The following is a 14,593-nucleotide window of genomic DNA, read 5'->3' as shown; positions in this document are numbered from 1 at the left end:
TCCTGACCCCATGTAGCGCCGGTCGATTCTCGCTCCGACCTCTCCCCAGGCCGCGTGGTCACGACGAATACAAAGGCGTTTCATTCACAATGTGTGATGTCATACTCGCCTACTTTGGGCCTGAAACGACCTTGCCCTTGGCCTCGGCCTTTGCAGCCGCCACGGGTCTTATCCTGGCAACGGCGCGAGCCGCAACCAAGTGGTTCACGCTGAAGCTTCGGGTCCCGGCCCGAAAGTAACCTACGAGCCGAGAGTGATGGCCCAGTCAGCCAATCGATCGCACAGGAGCCGGGTTCACGCCGACTTCGAGCGATGAGAATATGCGCCGAGCGTCGGCCCTCTGGGTTCGTCCGGCGTTCGTGGATTTCTACTGGAATCAACTGCCCTTAAAGCCGGCGTTACCGGAGGGGCCAACAACGGGGAATGCCCTGGCGAAGCGACTCCACTCCTTTGGGGTCGCGACGTCAACACTCCCTTGCGCCTTGATCACGCGACGATGTGGCCTCCTCAATCCGCCGCCCCGCTTGAGGAGAAACGATGAAGCCAAGAGCAGATACAGCGCCCGGCCGATTGGGCGACGGAGCCAGCGCGCGAACTCCGGCCGCCGAGGACCACGGCAACCGACCGCCCAAGGGCCCTTTGGCCCTGGTTGTCGCCTCGCTGTGGGCGGGCCTTGTCGTGGGCTTCGTCGAGCTCGCCCTGTTCCTCGCCCGCGTCCAACTTAGCCAGCACGGCCTGTTCCGAAAGAGCCCGCATGTCCTCTGGATGATCCCGGTGGCGGACCTGGCGATCTTCGGAGTCATCGGCCTCTTCCTGACGATCCTGGTCCGGCCGATTCCGAAGGTGGGTGCTCGACTCTCCGCCTGGCTCCTCTGCACAGTCGCCCTGACAACGCCGTTGCTGGCCGTCCCCGGCCTCTGGGCGATCTGCTCCCTCTTGCTCGCGGCGGGACTCGCCTGTTGGATCGCACCAGCGATCCACAATCGCGGCAGAGGTTTCCGCCGCCTGGTCCGAGTGAGCCTGCCACCACTCGGCCTCGCCCTCCTGGCTCTCGTCGGGATTACGATCGGCCGCGACCGGATTGTGTCTCGAGGCGGTTTGACCCACGGAACCGCCTCGCCAGGCGCTCCAAACGTGCTGCTCATCGTGATGGACACAGTCCGCGCCGACGCCACGAATCTCAATGGCTCCGCTCGCGACACGACGCCGAACCTGGCAAGCCTGGCCGCCCAAGGCGCCCGGTTCGAACGTGCAATCGCCACATCCCCCTGGACCTTGGCATCACACGCGAGCATGTTCACAGGGCGATGGCCCTGGGAGTTGTCGGTCGGCCCGGACCGGGCGCTCGACGCCCATCACCCGACCCTGGCGGAGCATCTCGGACGACAGGGCTATGCAACGGCCGGGTTCGCCGCCAACACGGTCTTTTGCACAACCGAGTACGGTTTGAGCCGAGGGTTCGGGCACTACGAGGACTTCGTCATTTCCCCTCTTGAGACCCTCCGCAGCTCGGCGCTGGGCTGGCTGATCTGTCGGCGGCTGGTCGCCCCCTTGGATCACCTGTGGACGGCGGCCGGACGCGAAGCGAGCCATCCGCTCGAGCTGTCGTACCATCGAAAGGACGCCGGAGAGATCAATCGAGCGGCCCTGACCTGGATCGCGAAGCAGAGCGACCGACCGTTCTTCGCCTTCCTCAACTACCTCGACGCTCACGACCCTTACTTAGTCCCCGGTCCAGCCGAGCGGCCCTTCAGCCGCCGTCGCGCCACATTGTCGGAGCGCAGGGCCCTGCGAGACTGGATCGGCGAAACACCGCGCAAACGAACCCCGGCGGAACTCCGCCTTGCCCGCGACTCCTATGACGACTGCCTCGCCTACCTGGACAGCCAGATCGGCCGCCTGATCGCGGAACTCGATCGACTCGATCGGCTCAAAGACACTGTGATCGTCGTCACCTCCGACCACGGCGAACACTTCGGCGAACACGACCGCGACGGCTATCCGATCGTAGGACATCGCCAGAGCGTTTATCAACCGGAGATCCACGTCCCTCTGATCGTCGTCGCCCCCAAACAAGTCCCGGCCAGGACGGTCGTCTCCGAGGCCGTCAGCCTGCGTGACCTGCCCGCGACGATCGTTGCCCTCGTCGGAGACCAATCACGATCCCCTTTCCCAGGCCGTTCTCTCCTCCCTCCTTCTTCAGCGGAGGACAAGCCCGCGCCCAATCGTGCGGTCGAGAGCGCCGCCCTCGCCGAGTTCTCGCCCGACCAGGAACAGCCCGTCTCGCTCCGCTACCAACCGGGGGCCACCAGCCTGATGAGAGCTGTGGTCACCGATGACAAGGTCTACCATCGTCATGGCAACGGTCAGGAGGAGTACTATAACCTGCGTGAGGACCCGAGCGAGTCGATCAACCTGGCCCCCTCCCAACTCGCTCGCGGCCCCCTCAACCAGTTCCGAGCCACCTTGAATCGGCTCACCCCAACCAAGTGAGCCGGTGCGAAGTCTGCCCGAATGGAGTCAATTCACACAAAAACATACAGACAAATGGATTAATCTCTGGCCGCAAGTGACTCGCCTTGCCTGTACTGCCTGACGAAATAAAAAAACATCAAAACATCAATTTCAAACAAAAAACAAGATCTAACGACATGATCATCATCTGATTCATCCGTCCAAGGGCGCAGAGTTTGCCACGTCTCGCTCCAAGCAGGAACTGACGCTGATATCATCAAATTTCTTGATCTAATTTCAGGTGGAGGCGTGTAAGGAGGGGGGGGGAATTCGACGGTGACAGGTCGGCAAAGGCAGAGCCGAAGAGCGGAATCAGCGGCGATTCGACAGGGCCGGTCCCTGCAAGAGCGAAGCCGCCGCATCCCGGCTCTTGCCCAATGAGCGATTCACAAGGTCTCCGCTGGGGGCTTGCTCAACGTTGTCAGTACCAGGTTGGGGAGTGAGTAGGTCGTTCGGATTCCCCTCGGGTGGGTTGCCGGAGTCGTTCGAGTTCGCCGGGGCATCAGCCACAGGGTCACCGCCGCCGCCGTAGGTATGCACAGGCACCGATCCCAAGGTCGGAAAGTTTGTCCCAAAGTTATTGAGACTGCTGAGGGCGAAGCTGTAACCGGCGCTAAAATTGGCGCCAAAGCCGCTGTTACCTCCGGTCCCATTTCGACCGGAACCTCCGCCATTACCGCCGCCGCCGCCTCCACCACCTCCACCGCCGGAGGTCGTCGCGCGGGTGTTGAGGCCAAAGACCGAGACCGTCCCACCGAGCGAGGACCCCGCCTGGGCCACTCCGCCCAGGTTTACCCCAATCCGAAGGTAGAAGTACGTGGGCCCGGGGCTGACAAGGCCACCACCTCCTCCTCCCGAGCCTCCACCTCCGCTTGTACCAGCGGGCACCATTTGATTGGTTGCCGAGTTGATCGACATAAATGGCGAAGGAGCTAGCCCAGGAGGAAGGGCCAGCAGGAGGCGATCCTCCAGGAGACATTCGGACAGGTCGGGATGGAACTCAAATTGGCGTCTCATCATGCGATTCCTGATTGATCTCTCTGGGATGCGGTCCAAGCTCCGCGATAGCAGCAAGCATGACTCGCTGCTGATCGGTATGAGCGGCGAGGGAGCCAACCCGGGGAGGAAAGGCCAGCAGGAAGCAATTTTCCAGAAGCCACTTGATCAGAGGGGGAGGGAGCCGAAGCCGGCAACTGATCGCGTGGTACCGAATGGATTTTTTGGGGAAGCGGTTGGTAATCCAAGGCCCGATACAGAAGCATGAGGATGAAGCGATGGTCATGAAGTTGACCCGTGCAAACCCTCCCAACGTCTTTCAGTCAATGACTCCATCCATCAGGGGAAGAATGCTCAAAAGGCAGTCTTGCGAAGGGTTGCTCGGCAGGGCGACCGATTCACCACCATCCTTTCCCACAGATCGCCGCTGAGATTGTCGACCGTTGGCTCGCCGGGATCGATCTTGGTGTGTGCTTCAGCCTCGCCAAGACGATCTCTCGCCCACACTCTACTCAATAAATATAAGGCGCTAGGTTCTGAGTGTCTAGGACGGCCGGCCAACGCATGCACGATAAAGCACGCGGTTCCGGATATCTCTCAAGCGGTTCCTCCACGCGTGTTGCTCACAACGGAGCGGCTGAGGTCCCCGGTACGAACGCGAGGAGTCCGACGACCAAAGTACGGCTCCCAGCCATCCAGGTTCCGCTCCGATTGATGGTGATTTCTCTCTTTATTCCTCGCATTTTGCTCGACTTGCTTGCGCAGGTTTGATCCTCGACGGCGGACGGATCCTACCTTTCCCACGACCTCACCACCCGAAGAATCCCCGATTTTGCGTTCGTCCAAGCTCTTAAACCAGGCCGCCGGAGCCGCGCAGACTGACGCATACCTTGCTTGGGCATTGCGATGCGTCGACCGCTCGGGTATGACATGACGATCGCACGCATTCCTCGGATCGAACGAGTGTCAGCGCATTTGTTTCAGGTCATCGGGTTTTTTCCGCGAGGGAGCTTGCTCTCGGCGGATTGGAACTTGATGGGCCGGATCTCCGTCTGCGTGCGCGACAAGCCTTGGGCTTGATCGTTGGCTGACTTGTTGATAGCAATCGTGACCACCACGTTTGAGATGAGAGGGACCGGCTCCGATGGACGATTTTATTAGTGACGTCCCCCCGACGGATAAGGCGGGAAGAGACGAGAAGTTGCTCTTCTGGGCCTGCTTCATCGCGCTGATTGCCACGGCATTCGGCTTTGTCGTCCGCACCCAGATCATCGCCGACTGGGGCCGGGAATTCAGTCTGAGCAAGACGGAGCAGGGGCAGATCTTCGGGGTTGGCCTCTGGCCCTTTTCGATTAGCATCGTGCTGTTCAGCCTGATCATCGACAAGATCGGTTACGGGAAAGCGATGGTCTTCGCGTTCCTCTGCCACATCATCTCGGCCTACCTGACGATCACGGCGACCGGTTACAAGAGCCTGTACTGGGCCACGTTCGTCGTTGCCTTGGGCAACGGCACCGTCGAGGCGGTCATCAATCCGGTTGTGGCAACCCTGTTTGCACGCGAGAAGACGAAGTGGCTCAACATGCTCCACGCGGGTTGGCCCGGCGGGTTGGTGCTCGGCGGAATTCTTGCGATGGCGATGGGTTCCACGCATTGGAAGTACAAGGTCGCCCTCTTGTTCTTTCCCGTGATCGCCTACGGGATTTTGATGATCGGCCGCAAGTTCCCGGTGAACGAGCGAGTAGCGGCCGGCGTGTCTTATAAGCCGATGCTTCAGCAAGTGGGGGTCCTGGGCGCGGCGATCGTCGTCGGGCTGATCGTCCGCGAGCTCGGGAACACGTTTGAGTTGGCGACCGAGGTGCAAATCGCAATCGCCGCGGCGCTCGTGGCGGCCTACGGCGCTTACGTTCGTACGCTCGGCCAGCCGTTGTTCATCTTCTTGTTGCTGATCATGATCCCGCTGGCCACCACCGAGCTGGGAACGGATAGCTGGATCGGCGACCTGATGGGTCCCGAGATGGAACGACTCGGGCTCAACGGCGGTTGGGTCTTGATCTACACGTCGGCGATTATGCTGGTGCTCCGCTTCTTTGCAGGGCCGATCGTTCATAAGCTGTCACCGCTCGGCCTGCTGGCCAGCAGCGCCTTGGTGGCGGCTTGCGGACTCCTCTTCCTTTCCAAGGCCACGGGCGTGACGATTCTCGCAGCGGCGACGCTTTACGGCTTCGGGAAAACGTTCTTCTGGCCGACCATGCTGGGCGTCGTGGCCGAGCAGTTCCCCAAGGGGGGGGCGTTGACGCTCAACACGACGGGCGGCGTGGGCATGCTGGCGGTCGGCGTGATCGGCGCGGCCCTCCTCGGCAATATCCAGGACAAGGAAGCCGGCCGCGAGCTCAAGGTTCAGGATCCCGAGGTTTACGCCGCAGTGGTCGATGCGCCGAAGTCGAGCGTGTTCGGTAAATACGAGCCGCTCGATCAGAAGAAGATCGAGAACCTTCCCGAAGAAAAGAAGGGGGTGATCGAATCGATTCAGGGGCTCGCCAAGAAGCGGGCTCTGGCTACGGTCGCGATCTTCCCCTGCATCATGTTCGTCTGCTACCTGGCCCTGATCGTCTACTTCAAGACGCAAGGCGGGTACAAACCGAAGGTCTTGATCAGCGAAAAGGAAGAGGAGTTGATGATGATGGGAGGAGTGGCCGGCCCCGCCGAGCTGTAAGCGACGATCGTCGCTCCTCTTGACCAGACATCGGAGCCCCCGATACCTTCTGGAAACCGTGTCGCGGCCTGAGTCCCTCGGGCCGCGATTTCCGTTATGGCGTGTGGGCCCTTCTCTTCGATCTCCGAATCTGAGCCGGAACCGATTCGAGGAGGACCCTGTCTATACTTTGAGTTTTCCCGAAAATGTCGGAACACGCCCCATACTCCCCCGCGCTTCAGGCGGTCCTGAATAGTCCGCCGCTCGAACGGAAGGGGTGGCAAGCGACCTCGGCGCCGTGTTACATCGCCCTCTACCTGGGGGCTGTCTACTTCGACCAACTCGGTCGGCGAACCCTCGCCATCGGGGGGCTCGGTTGGTCCGTCTTCGGGGCGGCCGTGGCCGGCTTGCTCTGCTACGTCTTGCTCTATCGCGTTCCGGCGCTCTGGGGACAAAAAACCGGCTGGCCGTTCACCGTCCTCGGTTGCAGCACCTTCGGCACGACCGGGACGGTCGGCTTGACGTTCATCGTATTCGGCCTCGCTCAGATCGCAGTCATGGCCATGGCGACGCTCTACGCCGTCGACTGGGCGTTTCAAGGACTGAGTCTCTGTGGGTTGGTCAGCGTCAAATGGCTCAAGCCCATGACGATCCCACTCGGAGCAGGCACAAGCCCGGTCCTCGAACTGCGGAGCCCCCTGATCCTGATCACGTCGCTCGTCTGGATCTACGCCGCCGCACTGACCGGGCACTTTCTCGTCAGGATCATCGCGGCACTCATGAAGATCTACCCGATTTTTCCCGCGTTGATGCTTGCCCTGGCCGTGATTTTGACACTGAGGGGCTTGCCCAGCTTCCAACCCCTGGTGACCGATCCGGCCACGTCGGCCCCGGTCGTTGACGGCGGCCCGCGCGCGTTCTTGATGATGATCCAGATGATCTTCGGCTTCTTCGCAATTGCGGGAACGGTGGCCGCCGATTTTGGGGCCGCGAGCCGGACCACGCGCGACGTCCGACTGGGCGGTTGGATCGGCGTCGCGTTCGCCTCCTGGACCGTGGCAACCCTGTCGCTCCTGACCGTAGCCGGGGCCGTCGGCCGTTACACGGCCCCGCTCACCTTGAAAAACGCGCCGGGGGTAGGCAACTTCAGTTTCCGGACGGCCCTGGTCCTCGGTTTGCCCGAAACCGTCGCCGGTGCGATCTTTCTCTTTTTCTCCCTCTCGACGCTCGCGCAAACCTGCTACTCCGCAGATATCTTCGGAAGCCGATTCGAGGCGGTCTGGCCCCGAATTTCCCGACTCCGCTGGAATCTGATCGGCACGACGGTAGCCTGGCTGTTCGTCGCCACCGGTCTGGCGATCCGTCTCGAAGAAATCTTCACCTTGCTCGGTGCCCTCTTTGCTCCGATGGTGGGCGCGATGACGGCCGACTACGTCCGGAACCGGGGCGTCTGGCCAGGCCCGCGACGCGGCTTGAACCCCGCAGGCTTGGTAGCCTGGTTGCTCGGTGTCGGCGTCGGCCTGGTGCCGCTCATTGCCGAGGCCAGCGGATGGAGCGACGGCTCCCGGCTTCAGCCCGCCTCCGTCTTTGCCTTCGCGACAGCGTTTCTGATCTACACGCTCCTGGCCGCGATCGGCGCGGAGACTCAGGCACTCCCGATCCCACAACAGCCGCAGGCGGCCTGTGAGCCGCCCGCCCCTGCCGCTGTGCCCCCAAGTCCGGAACCGGCCCCGAGCCCCGCGTAAGCGGAATAGACCGTGCTCCGAGGGGTGGTAGGGGCCTCATCTTCGATACCCCTACCGCCCGGAACGGTTCCTTTGTTGAGTTGGCGACGCTCCGGGACGAACCGGTGACGTTGTCCAGGGCGGACGATTGCGCCATAATGGAGAATCAAAAATCGCGGCCCCTCCCCAAAAGGGCTTGAGCGAGACTCCGGCCCTCAGGACCTTCATGGCCAACGCCTTCGCCTCCGACCGGATTCCGACTCGCTCTCGAACGTTCGCAGCGCTGGCCAACCCGGATTATCGCCGCTTTTATCTCGGCCAGGGGATCAGCCTGATCGGCACCTGGCTTCAAGGGGCGGCGATCAACTGGATCGTCTTCGAGAAAACGCGCTCGGAGTCCATGCTCGGCGTCGTCGGCGCGGCAGCCCTGTTTCCCGGCCTCGTTGTGGGGCTCATCGCGGGGGTGATCGCCGACCGAGTCGTCCCCCGGCGGATGATCTTGATCATGGAAGTCGCCCAGATGGTCCTGGCTTTTGCTGTCACCTTCCTGATCGGCTTCGGCATCGTCCAGGTCTGGCATCTGATCGTCATCCTGATGCTGACCCGAGTTTGCGTGACGTTCGAGATGCCAAGCCGCCAGGTCTTTCTCTATGACGTGGTCGGTCGGGCCGACCTGAGCAATGCGATTGCGCTTAACTCCGGACTCTTCAACGCCTCGAGGGTCATCGGACCGGCGCTCGCGGGCGTCGTCTATGCAGGGCTCGGCGCAACCGCCTGCTTCGCTCTGAACGGAGCCAGTTATCTCGCCGCGATCGTCGCCGTCCTGATGATCCGACTTCCCAGTCGACGCAGCCCGCCAGGAGCCAAGGGCGGGGCGGAAATACTCGGCGGGTTTGCTTATATCGGCAGCGATCGCAAGGTCATGATCCTCTTCGTACTCATGACCTTCTTCGGAGTCGTGGGCATGGGATACGACTCGATGATCCCCGCCTATGCCACCCGGGTCGTGGGGACGGACGTCCGGGGTTACAGCGTACTCCTGGCGAGCAGCGGGGTCGGTGCGACGATCGGAGCATTTTGGATGGCGTCGTTCAGTACGATAGAACGCAAGGAGAGACTCGTGCTGGCCGGGTTGCTCATCTTCGCGGTGTCACTGGCGGCCTCTGCCATGCTGCCCCCTTTGGCTGGACTGGCGGCGCTCCCCAACGCCCGCCTGGTCACCGCCACCCTCTGTTTGTTCGGCATCGGATTTGGGGCCGTCTTGTTCTACGCCGCGACGCAGACAATGATTCAGAACACGCTTCCCGACCACCTCCGTGGGCGTGTGATGGCGATCTGGATCATTGCCTACTCGGGATCCGTGCCGCTCGGCTCCCTCTGGACCGGCTACGTCGCGAGCCGATACGGGGTGACGTTTGCCATGACCGTATCGTCATGCATTTGCGCAGTGGTTGGTTTACTGGGAGGCGCCGCCTGGCTCCTGGTCAAGCCACCGGCAAATCGCCTCCACCTGCCTCACAACGAGTCCCGCTGATCTTGCCGGTAGCCATTCCCCTTTCAATGCGCGGGTTCAACCGTTTTTGCGGCCCGGTTGACGGCGTCGATGATGTCGTCTTCCACCTTCTCCGACCAGATCGTCGGTTGGCCGTAATAGATCATGGAGGTGGCCCCTTCATAGCCCCCCTCCTTGAGCACCCTGAGCGAAGGGATGTAGGCACAGACGTCGTTGCAATACGACGAAACCCAGGTGTGGGATGAACCGAGGTTCCGCTTGATCCGCAACGAGTAGTCAACGACGACCTCGCCGCCCAGGAAGATCCAGGTCAACTCGCCAAGGCGCCACGCTTGGACCGGGTAGGGGTAGCTCGCCGGCAACTGGCCCTTTGCATCCAAGGTTTGAAGCATCGCCTTGGCGCGATTCGCGATGGCGAGAGTCTTCGACTTCGCCTCCTCCTCGATTTCCGCCCGAGTCGGCATCGTTCCGAACCCGAGGTCGATTTCGGAGTAGGACGCTTTCAGCGGGGTCAGGACGGGTTCCATGGCCGAATCGAGGACGGGTTGGACAGCGGCGGCGAGCCGCTCTCCATAGCCCTGGGCAAGCTCAACGGTGCGGCGGGGGAGCGGATTCTGATCGGCACCGCAGCCGGCGACGAACATGGCTTGCGCTCCTGGGTTGTTCTTTTCGATGGCGAGTTGGGCAAACCCGGCGTAGTCACCGCAGAACTGGTTGAGGGAGAGGACCGTGCAGTGGCAGGCATAGCCGAAGACGACGGCGAGAGTCTTGTCGCTGGCTCCTTGAACGCGCAAGACCGGGACGTCGTGATCGACTGGTCCTTCAAGTCCCAGACGATCGCGGAGTTCGGGGACATCAGGCTCTTTGTTGCTCCGCCGATTGACCGCGAAATCGGCTCGCCCCGTGCCCCACGCCAGCTTCGCCGGAGCGAGGTTCTTCGCGGCCCGGGTGGTGACATCGACAATCGAGTCCGCGAGGAAATTGGCGTACTCGGCAACAACTTGGCGCTGGGCCTCGTCCATCGGGTACATGCCGATCAAATTGTCCCCCACGACCGGCCCGGAATGCGTGTGGGAGCAAGAAAGGACGACATGATCGCGCTCGATCCCAAGATCCGACTTGAGCCGGGCGCGAATCTTCAAGGAGAGCTCGCGACCAATCCCACAGAGGTCGAGCGTCACCAGAGCGGCTTTTCGGCCCGACTCATCTTCGAGGACCAAGGCCTTGGCCCAGAGGTCATGGATGGCTCCCTCCGACGGCTTGGTCCTGCTTCCGTACCCGGCCATCCAGGTCGGCTTTTGGGGCGTGATCGCCACCCGCGCCGTCCCTGCTCGCGAGCCCTCGGCCGCCTCAACAGAGCGTTGTTGGCTTACCAGCGCCGACACAATCGCCAGTGAGACCGTGACGAATTTTCGGTATCCAGACCAATCCATCGACATTTCTCCCCCGCCACAAGGCCTCAAAGCAATGCGTTCGCCTCGATGCAACGTGCCGAGGGTACTCGGAGGGCATGCCCCCGACAAGGATCTCGAGCCTGAAACCAGCCGCGCGGCCGGCCGTGCGCTCAACCTTCGTCGCGAACGAGCCTACCGGATGCACCATTATGAGCCGTAGGTAAATTGCTTTCCAAATTGATCGTGTGGACTTCCCATCAATGGCTCACCCGTGCGCAAATCGAAGCACAAACCGAACAAGGCGAGCCGTGCCCACCCTGCGAGGGAAAGGAATTCGATTGTTGATGCAGCATGAATGCCCGCATCAGCAAGTCTTCGTCCGCAGATAGTTATCCGCCTGCCAGATTCGTCAGGATGGAGAGGTACGGGAGGAAGATCGCCAGGATGATGAAGAAAACGATCCCACCGAGAATGACCATGAGGACCGGTTGGACGAGTTGGCCCATGTTCTTGACCATGTAGGCCACCTGCTCGTCATAGTCGTCGGCCAGGCGATCGAGACTCTCAGGAAGTTTTCCGGTCTCTTCGCCCGAGTCGACGATCGCGATGACGTCGACGGAGAATCGACGTGAGGCGTCGAGCGACGCAGTGAGGGTATCACCGGTCAGGACGCCGCCCCGAGCGTCACGGACCGCGTCGCGGAACGGATCAAGTTGCATGACGTCGGCCGTCAGGTCGAGCGACGTGCCGACGTCGACCCCCGAACCGAGCAAGACGGAGAGCGTCCGCGCGAATCGACTCGTGTCGATCTTCTTCAAGAGGAGCCCGAGGACGGGGATATACAGGGCAATCCGATCCATCAAGCCTTTGCCAGCCTTGGTTCGATAGAGCTTAAACAGCAGGATCGGTCCCCCGATCATGACCAGCGGCATCATCCACCAGCCCGACGATCCCACGAACGCGCTGAAGGCCATCAGGATCCGGCTGGGCAGGGGGAGGGGCGCACCACGCGCTACATCCTTGAGCATGCTGATGAACTGGGGGAGCAGAAAGATCGTGATCAGGGCAACCACGCCCGAGGCAATGACCAACACCGAGATCGGATAAATCATCGCCGAGCGAGCCTGACGGATCAGGCTCTGGCGGGCTTCATAGTGCTTCGAGAGGCGATGGAGCGTCTCAGGAATGCCCCCGCGCATCTCGGCAACTTTGATCAGGCTGACGAACAAGGTGTCGAACGCCTGCGGCTCGCGGGCCACAGCCTCGGTCAGGCTATCCCCCTGGCGGACCGCCGCGCGGATCCGGCCAATCACCGGCCCGAGGGCCGTCCGCGCAAACTGGGTTTCCAGACTCGACAGACTCTTCAGAAGGTCGACACCCGCGTCCAAGTAGGCCGCGAACTGGCGGCAGAACCGGGCAAGCTGCCCCGAACCGACGCGACCGAAGAGGATCCGCTCCCAGAGCCCCGGGGCTGAGGGCATCGGCTCGCGCTCGCTCGCCGTGGATGTGGTCGACTTGGCCCCGTTCACGCCCTTCTTGGTGTTGGGGCGGAACGTCGACGGTTCAAGCCCATCGTCCGGCTGCGAGGTGGACTTCTTCGCCACGGGCGGAGACTTGGGGTGACGCCTGGGCATCGGATCTTGCGGGTCCTGGCTCATCGAAGGGCACTCCCCGCCAGGACGCCATCCCCATTTGCTGGGCAACGAACCGGCATTTTCAGAAACTCGAGACCGACTTCAATCCCCCTATTATCAGGACCGGCGCCGGGGTTTTCAATCCGCCGGCGCCGGTTCCTCGACTTTTGTCGGAGAGGTCAGAGCCTCTCCGACCGTAATTGGGGTGAAATGCTCGAGATTCCGGGCTGAGGTGACAGGTAACGTTAGCTCTTGATGATGTCGCGGACAGTGCCCCCGGACGGAATCATCGGCAAGACGTGCTCCTGGTAGGGGACGAGCACATCGAGGACATACGGTCCGGGATGGGCGATCATCTCTTTCAGGGCGTCGATGACTTCCGACTTGTGGCGGATCTGTCGCGATTTGACGCCGAATCCCTTGGAGATCGCCACGAAGTCAGGGTAAGTCACCTCGGGCAGACTGCCTTCCCCTTCGCCGATGGCCTCGGGGTGGTCGACCGGGCCGAGATAGGTGTGAGCGCGGTTGCCGGCGTGGAACCGGTCTTCCCACTGCACGACCATGCCCAGGTGCTGATTATTGAGCACGATGACTTTGACCGGCAGGCTCTCGCAGTAGACGGTGGCGAGTTCCTGGATGTTCATCAGGAAGCTGCCGTCGCCGTCGATATCGACGACCAGGGCGTCGGGCCGGGCGGCCTGAGCCCCCATGGCGGCGGCGAGACCGAAGCCCATCGAGCCCAGGCCCCCCGAGGTGATCCAGGTTCGCGGCGCGGTGAATCGGGTCCACTGTGCGGCCCACATCTGGTGCTGGCCGACGCCGGTCGCCATCACGAAATCGCCCTTGGCGAGATTCGAGAACTGATCGATGACGTACTGCGGCATGATCGCGTCATCGCGCTGGTCGTAGGTCATCGGATCGCTGGCTCGCCAGGCATCGAGCTGCTGATGCCACTCGCGCCAGTCGCCCGACTCGACCGAGGGGATGATCGCCTGCAAGAACGACTTGACGTCGGAGTTGATCGCGATGTGCGCGGTCTTGTTCTTGTTGATCTCCGAGGCGTCGATGTCAACGTGGACGATCCGACCGTGCTTGGCGAACTCACTGAGCTTACCGGTGACCCGGTCGTCGAACCGGACGCCGAGGGCCAGCAGCAAGTCGGCGTCATTGATCGCGAGGTTGGCGTAAACGGTCCCGTGCATGCCAAGCATGTTGAGCGAGAGGTAATGCTCGTTCGGGATCGAGCCCAGCCCTTGCAGCGTCATCGTGACGGGGATGCCCGACTTGATGGCGAACTCGCGAAGCTCCTCGGCAGCGTTGGAGGCGATCACGCCGCCACCACAATAGATGATCGGCCTGCGGCTCCCCTTGAGCGCGGCCAGAACTTCCTGGATCTTCGCAGCCGAAGGGGGTGGAGGAAGCCGATAGCCGGGCAGATCCATGGCGACGTCGTAGTCCGGGTTGGCCACGATCGTGTTCTGGATATCCTTGGGGATATCGATCAGAACCGGCCCGGGACGTCCCGTGGAAGCGATGTGGAACGCCTCTTTGACGATCCGGGCGATGTCCTTGGCGTTCTGGACGAGGTAGTGGTGCTTGGTGATCGCCCGGCAGACTTCGACCATCGGCGTTTCTTGGAACGCGTCGCTGCCGATCGCATGACTGGGCACCTGGCCTGTGATCGCGATGAGCGGGAGCGAGTCCATCTTGGCGTCGGCCAGCCCGGTCACGAGGTTGAGCGCTCCGGGGCCCGAGGTGGCCATGACGACGCCTGGCCTGCCGGTGGTCCGGGCATAGCCCTCGGCCGCGAAGATGCCTCCCTGCTCATGCCGCGGCAAGATCGTGCGGATCTTATCACGCTGGCGAGTGAGCGCCTGGTGCATCGGCATGCTCGCTCCGCCAGGGTAGGCGAAGATCACATCAACCTCGTGGCGCACGAGAGACTCGACCAGGACATCGGCTCCGGTCATTGGTTGACGGTTGGTCGCGGTCTGGCGGTCGTCGATAGTGGCCACGTCAATCCTCTTCTTTGGACTTAAGGAGTCCAGCACTTTTTCGGGGGAAACTCGCGTACAATGATCTTAATTCATCGCACGACCAGGGACAACCCACCCTGATCTCGG

At 62.0% G+C, this 14,593-nt stretch carries 9 protein-coding genes; 5 read left to right on the top strand and 4 right to left on the bottom strand.

Features of this window, described 5'->3' with window-relative positions; genetic code table 11:
- Positions 1-537 precede the first annotated feature (537 nt).
- A complete protein-coding gene (locus SINAC_RS07770; RefSeq protein WP_015245134.1) occupies positions 538-2,493 on the top strand; it encodes a sulfatase in 1,956 nt (651 codons plus the stop codon).
- A 333-nt stretch (positions 2,494-2,826) separates the two neighbouring features.
- Here SINAC_RS07770 and SINAC_RS40515 read toward each other — a convergent pair whose 3' ends face one another.
- Positions 2,827-3,534 carry a hypothetical protein gene (locus SINAC_RS40515; protein ID WP_020465712.1) on the bottom strand — a complete coding sequence of 236 codons (708 nt, stop codon included), beginning with the start codon at positions 3,532-3,534 and terminating at the stop codon, positions 2,827-2,829.
- A 1,120-nt stretch (positions 3,535-4,654) separates the two neighbouring features.
- On the opposite strand from SINAC_RS40515, the gene SINAC_RS07755 reads away from it, so the two are divergent.
- From SINAC_RS07755 to SINAC_RS07745, 3 genes are all read left to right on the top strand, one after another.
- A complete protein-coding gene (locus SINAC_RS07755) occupies positions 4,655-6,226 on the top strand; it encodes an MFS transporter (RefSeq protein WP_015245132.1) in 1,572 nt (523 codons plus the stop codon).
- 185 nt (positions 6,227-6,411) lie between these two features.
- On the top strand, positions 6,412-7,950 hold the full coding sequence (locus SINAC_RS07750) for a purine-cytosine permease-like transporter (protein ID WP_015245131.1): 1,539 nt from the start codon (positions 6,412-6,414) through the stop codon (positions 7,948-7,950).
- Positions 7,951-8,155: 205 nt separating this feature from the next.
- The gene (locus SINAC_RS07745; protein WP_015245130.1) at positions 8,156-9,463 is read left to right on the top strand and encodes an MFS transporter; all 1,308 of its coding nucleotides are present in this window, start codon (positions 8,156-8,158) and stop codon (positions 9,461-9,463) included.
- A gap of 23 nt (positions 9,464-9,486) precedes the next feature.
- Here SINAC_RS07745 and SINAC_RS07740 read toward each other — a convergent pair whose 3' ends face one another.
- Positions 9,487-10,875, bottom strand: coding sequence for a neutral/alkaline non-lysosomal ceramidase N-terminal domain-containing protein (locus SINAC_RS07740; RefSeq protein WP_015245129.1), 1,389 nt, complete (start codon positions 10,873-10,875; stop codon positions 9,487-9,489).
- A gap of 34 nt (positions 10,876-10,909) precedes the next feature.
- Here SINAC_RS07740 and SINAC_RS39685 point away from each other — a divergent pair, with 34 nt between their 5' ends.
- Positions 10,910-11,056, top strand: a complete 147-nt coding sequence (locus SINAC_RS39685) for a hypothetical protein (RefSeq protein ID WP_154673623.1) — start codon at positions 10,910-10,912, stop codon at positions 11,054-11,056.
- A gap of 169 nt (positions 11,057-11,225) precedes the next feature.
- Here SINAC_RS39685 and SINAC_RS07735 read toward each other — a convergent pair whose 3' ends face one another.
- Positions 11,226-12,494 carry a type II secretion system F family protein gene (locus SINAC_RS07735; RefSeq protein WP_015245128.1) on the bottom strand — a complete coding sequence of 423 codons (1,269 nt, stop codon included), beginning with the start codon at positions 12,492-12,494 and terminating at the stop codon, positions 11,226-11,228.
- Positions 12,495-12,715: 221 nt separating this feature from the next.
- Positions 12,716-14,485 carry a biosynthetic-type acetolactate synthase large subunit gene (gene ilvB / locus SINAC_RS07730; RefSeq protein WP_015245127.1) on the bottom strand — a complete coding sequence of 590 codons (1,770 nt, stop codon included), beginning with the start codon at positions 14,483-14,485 and terminating at the stop codon, positions 12,716-12,718.
- Positions 14,486-14,593: the final 108 nt, after the last annotated feature.

It is taken from the genome of Singulisphaera acidiphila DSM 18658 (assembly GCF_000242455.2).
GTDB classification, from domain to species: Bacteria; Planctomycetota; Planctomycetia; order Isosphaerales; family Isosphaeraceae; genus Singulisphaera; species Singulisphaera acidiphila.
Note: the sequence above shows the minus strand (reverse complement) of the source record. Positions and strands in the feature narration are given on the sequence as shown.